Raw genomic sequence first — 3,784 nt, 5'->3', positions numbered from 1 at the left:
ACCACCCGGTCCGCCTGCGGAACCGCTCAGCGGGTGGCCGCCTTGTGCAGCTCGCGCAGCGCGCGCACGGCCGCGACGGCGTGCTCGCGGTCGACCGCCTGCACGGCCATGATCGACACGTACTCGTCCTCGGGGAACTCCAGCCGCGCCCACGGCGCGCCGTCCGGGAACGACACCTTCAGCACGTCGTTCCAGGCGAACTTGTACGAGGTCACCGGGTTGCGCACCTCGACGCCCTCGGCGTCGGCGCGCACCCTCGGCCGGGCCAGCAGCAGCACGGCGCCCGCCAGCACGACGCCCAGCAGCGCCATCGCGATCTGGTCGGAGGTCCGGAAGATCACCCCGGTGGGGGTGTCGCCGAGCAGCCAGCCGACCACCGCGAACACCACCACCAGCAGCGCCGCGGACGCGTACGCGACCGTGCGGATCTTCTTCGGCCGGAACTGGACCGCCTGCCCCTCCTGCGCCACCCGCTCCGCCGCCTTCCCTGCCACCGCGCTCATCCCGACCCCTCGTTGACGGCACGCAGCACCAGCGCCGCCTCCAGCGCGGCCACCGCCGCCTCGTGCCCCTTGTCCTCGACCGAGCCGTCGAACCCGGCCCTGGCCACCGCCTGCTCCTCGGTGTCGCAGGTCAGCACGCCGTTGCCGACCGGGGTGGACTCGTCCAGCGCCACCCTGGTCAACCCGGCCGTGACCGCGTCGCACACGTACTCGAAGTGCGGGGTGCCGCCCCGCACGACCACGCCCAGCGCGACGACCGCGTCGTGGGTGCGGGCGAGCGCCTGCGCCACGACGGGCAGCTCCACCGCGCCCGCGACCCGCACGACCGTCTTCGCCGTCGCGCCCGCCCGCTCGGTGGCGGCCACCGCCCGCTCCACGAGCCGGTCGGTGATCCTGCCGTGCCACCGGGTCGCCACGACCGCGAGGCTGAGCCCCGCCGCGTCCGGGACCTCGGCGGCGGGACGGCCCTCGCCGCTCATTCCACGCCCTCCGTGCCGCTGGTGATGGGTTCCTCGGGGTCCAGCTGGAGCTCGTGCCCCATCCGGTCCCGCTTGGTGCGCAGGTAGCGCAGGTTCTCGGGGTTCGGCGACACCGGCAGCGGCACCCGGTCGACCACGCGCAGCCCGTAGCCCTCCAGGCCGACCCGCTTGGCCGGGTTGTTGGTGAGCAGCCGCATCGACCGGACGCCCAGGTCGACGAGGATCTGCGCGCCGGTGCCGTAGTCGCGGGCGTCGGCGGGCAGGCCCAGGTCGAGGTTGGCGTCGACGGTGTCCGCGCCCGCGTCCTGCAGCTGGTACGCCTGGAGCTTGTGCACCAGGCCGATGCCCCGGCCCTCGTGCCCGCGCATGTACAGCACGACGCCCCGGCCCTCGGCGGCCACGGCGGCGAGCGCCGCGTCCAGCTGGGGGCCGCAGTCGCAGCGCAGCGAGCCGAGGACGTCGCCGGTCAGGCACTCGGAGTGCACCCGGACCAGCACCTCCTCGCCGTCGCCGACCTCGCCGCACACCAGCGCGACGTGCTCGATGCCGTCGACCTTGCTGTCGTAGCCGTAGGCGCGGAACACGCCGTGCGCGGTGGGGATGCGGGCCTGCGCGACCCGCTGCACCTGCACCTCGACGCGCCTGCGGTAGGCGACCAGGTCGGCGATGGTGATCAGCGCCAGGTCGTGCTCGGCGGCGAACACCTCCAGCTCCTCGCGCTGCGCCATGTCGCCCTCGTCCTTCTGCGACACGATCTCGCAGAGCACGCCGACCGGGGCCAGGCCCGCCAGGCGCGACAGGTCGACGGCGGCCTCGGTGTGGCCGGTGCGGCGCAGGACGCCGCCGTCGCGGGCGCGCAGCGGGACCACGTGGCCGGGGCGGGTGAAGTGGGCGGGGGTGGCGGTGGCGTCGGCGAGCAGGCGGATGGTGCGGGCCCGGTCGGCGGCGGAGATGCCGGTGGTGCCGCCCTCCCTGGCGTCGACCGTGACGGCGTACGCGGTGCCGCGCTCGTCCTGGTTGGTGTGGTACATCGGCGGCAGGTCGAGGCGGACGCAGTCGGCCTCGGTGAGGGACACGCAGATGTAGCCGGAGGTGTGCCTGACCATGAAGGCGACCAGCTCGGGGGTGGCCTTCTCGGCGGCGAAGATCAGGTCGCCCTCGTTCTCGCGGTCCTCGTCGTCCACGACGATGACCGGGCGGCCCGCGGCGATGTCCGCGACGGCGCGCTCGATGTCGGCGAAGCGGTTCACCCGGCGGTCCCGGCGCTCTCGGCGGTCCCGGCGGGCAGGTGCGGGAGGGCGAGCTTCTCGACGTACTTGGCCAGCACGTCGACCTCCAGGTTCACCGGGTCGCCCGGCTGGCGGCGGCCGAGGGTGGTGGCCTCCAGGGTGGCCGGGATGAGGCTCACGCTGAACGAGTCGGCGGTGACGTCCACGACGGTCAGGGACACGCCGTCGACGGTGATGGAGCCCTTCTCCACGAGGTAGCGGGCGAGCCTGGCGGGCAGGGAGAAGCGCACCAGCTCCCAGTGCTCGGAGGGCTCCCTGGAGAGCACGACGCCGGTGCCGTCCACGTGGCCCTGCACGATGTGGCCGCCGAGGCGCTGGCCGACGGCGGCGGCGCGCTCCAGGTTGACCCGGTCGCCGCCCGCGACCTCCGCCAGGCTGGAGCGGACCAGGGTCTCGCGCATGACGTCGGCGGTGAACGCGCCGTCCACGACGTCGACGACGGTGAGGCAGACGCCGTTCACGGCGATGGAGTCGCCGTGCTTCGCGTCACCGGTCACCAGCGGACCAGAGATGGTCACGCGCGCCGCGTCCGGCAGGTCGGTCACCTCGACGACCTCGCCCAGCTCCTCCACGATCCCGGTGAACACAGTTCCTCCTCAGCGGCCTTCGACCCGCGCGGTGGCGGGCACGCCTGCCAGGGTAGGCGGAGCGGAGGCCGGTTCGGCCCGCGCACCGCCGGGCGGGATTCGGGGTGTCACCGGGCTCCGGCGGCCAGGCCGCGCAGCGATTCGAGGGCCTTCGCCGGGTCGGCGGCGTCGTAGACGGCCGAGCCCGCGACGAAGCAGTCGACGCCCGCCTCGGCGGCCTGCGCGATGGTGTCGGCGTTGATGCCGCCGTCGATCTCGATGACCAGCTTGAGGTGGCCGGTGTCGACCAGGTTCCGGGCGGTGCGGACCTTGTCGAGCACCTCGGGCATGAAGCTCTGGCCGCCGAAGCCGGGCTCGACGGACATCACCAGGAGGGTGTCGTAGTGCTTGAGCACGTCGACGACCGAGTCGAGGCTGGTGCCGGGCTTGATGGACAGGCCGGCCTTGGACCCGGCGGCGCGCAGGTCCTTGGCGAGCTTGACCGGGTCGGCGGCGGCCTCGGCGTGCACGGTGACGTTGTGGGCGCCCGCCTCGGCGTAGCCGATCGCCCAGCGGTCCGGGTCCTCGATCATGAGGTGGCAGTCGAGGGGGATGTCGGTGGCCTTGCGCAGCGACTTCACCACCGGGAGGCCGAGGGTCAGGTTCGGCACGAAGTGCGCGTCCATGACGTCGACGTGCAGCCAGTCGGCGCCGGAGACGGCGGCGGCCTCGTCCGCCAGGCGCGCGAAGTCGGCGGACAGGATGCTGGGGGCGATCATCGGCTGGTGGACCACGGTGGTCGAGTCTAGGGTTCGCGGGCCCGCGGGGTGCGCGGCGGATGGCCCGGTCGGGGGATCGCGGGGCGGTGACCTGGGGCTCCGGGGGTTCGGGGGCGGGGTTTGGTGGCGGGTCTCACCGGGCCGGGCGCGGGGTGGGGCGAGCTGCCG

At 74.1% G+C, this 3,784-nt stretch carries 5 protein-coding genes; all 5 read right to left on the bottom strand.

The window, feature by feature from the left end:
* Positions 1-26: 26 nt before the first annotated feature.
* The 5 genes from ACTUAL_RS22415 to rpe all read right to left on the bottom strand — a co-directional run bounded on the left by ACTUAL_RS22415 (position 27) and on the right by rpe (position 3,616).
* On the bottom strand, positions 27-503 hold the full coding sequence (locus ACTUAL_RS22415; RefSeq protein ID WP_096496097.1) for a PH domain-containing protein: 477 nt from the start codon (positions 501-503) through the stop codon (positions 27-29).
* Positions 500-982 (bottom strand): 6,7-dimethyl-8-ribityllumazine synthase, encoded by a 483-nt coding sequence (gene ribH, locus ACTUAL_RS22410; protein WP_440901620.1) that lies wholly within the window; start codon positions 980-982, stop codon positions 500-502. Before ribH ends, ACTUAL_RS22415 begins: the two co-directional genes overlap by 4 nt.
* Positions 979-2,232, bottom strand: coding sequence for a bifunctional 3,4-dihydroxy-2-butanone-4-phosphate synthase/GTP cyclohydrolase II (locus tag ACTUAL_RS22405; RefSeq protein WP_440901619.1), 1,254 nt, complete (start codon positions 2,230-2,232; stop codon positions 979-981). Before ACTUAL_RS22405 ends, ribH begins: the two co-directional genes overlap by 4 nt.
* Positions 2,229-2,858, bottom strand: a complete 630-nt coding sequence (locus ACTUAL_RS22400) for a riboflavin synthase (protein ID WP_096496100.1) — start codon at positions 2,856-2,858, stop codon at positions 2,229-2,231. The genes ACTUAL_RS22405 and ACTUAL_RS22400 overlap by 4 nt, the downstream gene beginning before the upstream one ends.
* Before the next feature lie 107 nt (positions 2,859-2,965).
* Positions 2,966-3,616, bottom strand: coding sequence for a ribulose-phosphate 3-epimerase (gene rpe, locus ACTUAL_RS22395; protein WP_177154696.1), 651 nt, complete (start codon positions 3,614-3,616; stop codon positions 2,966-2,968).
* Positions 3,617-3,784: the final 168 nt, after the last annotated feature.

Source organism: Actinosynnema sp., from assembly GCF_052038725.1.
The sequence above is the reverse complement of the archived record's forward strand: the minus strand, read 5'-3'. Positions and strand labels throughout refer to the sequence as shown.

Coding starts and splice junctions, on each gene's coding strand:
- rpe (WP_177154696.1), bottom strand. CDS start 3,616: ATGATCGCCCCCAGCATCCTGTCCGCCGACTTCGCGCGCCTGGCGGAC.
- ribH (WP_440901620.1), bottom strand. CDS start 982: ATGAGCGGCGAGGGCCGTCCCGCCGCCGAGGTCCCGGACGCGGCGGGG.
- ACTUAL_RS22415 (WP_096496097.1), bottom strand. CDS start 503: ATGAGCGCGGTGGCAGGGAAGGCGGCGGAGCGGGTGGCGCAGGAGGGG.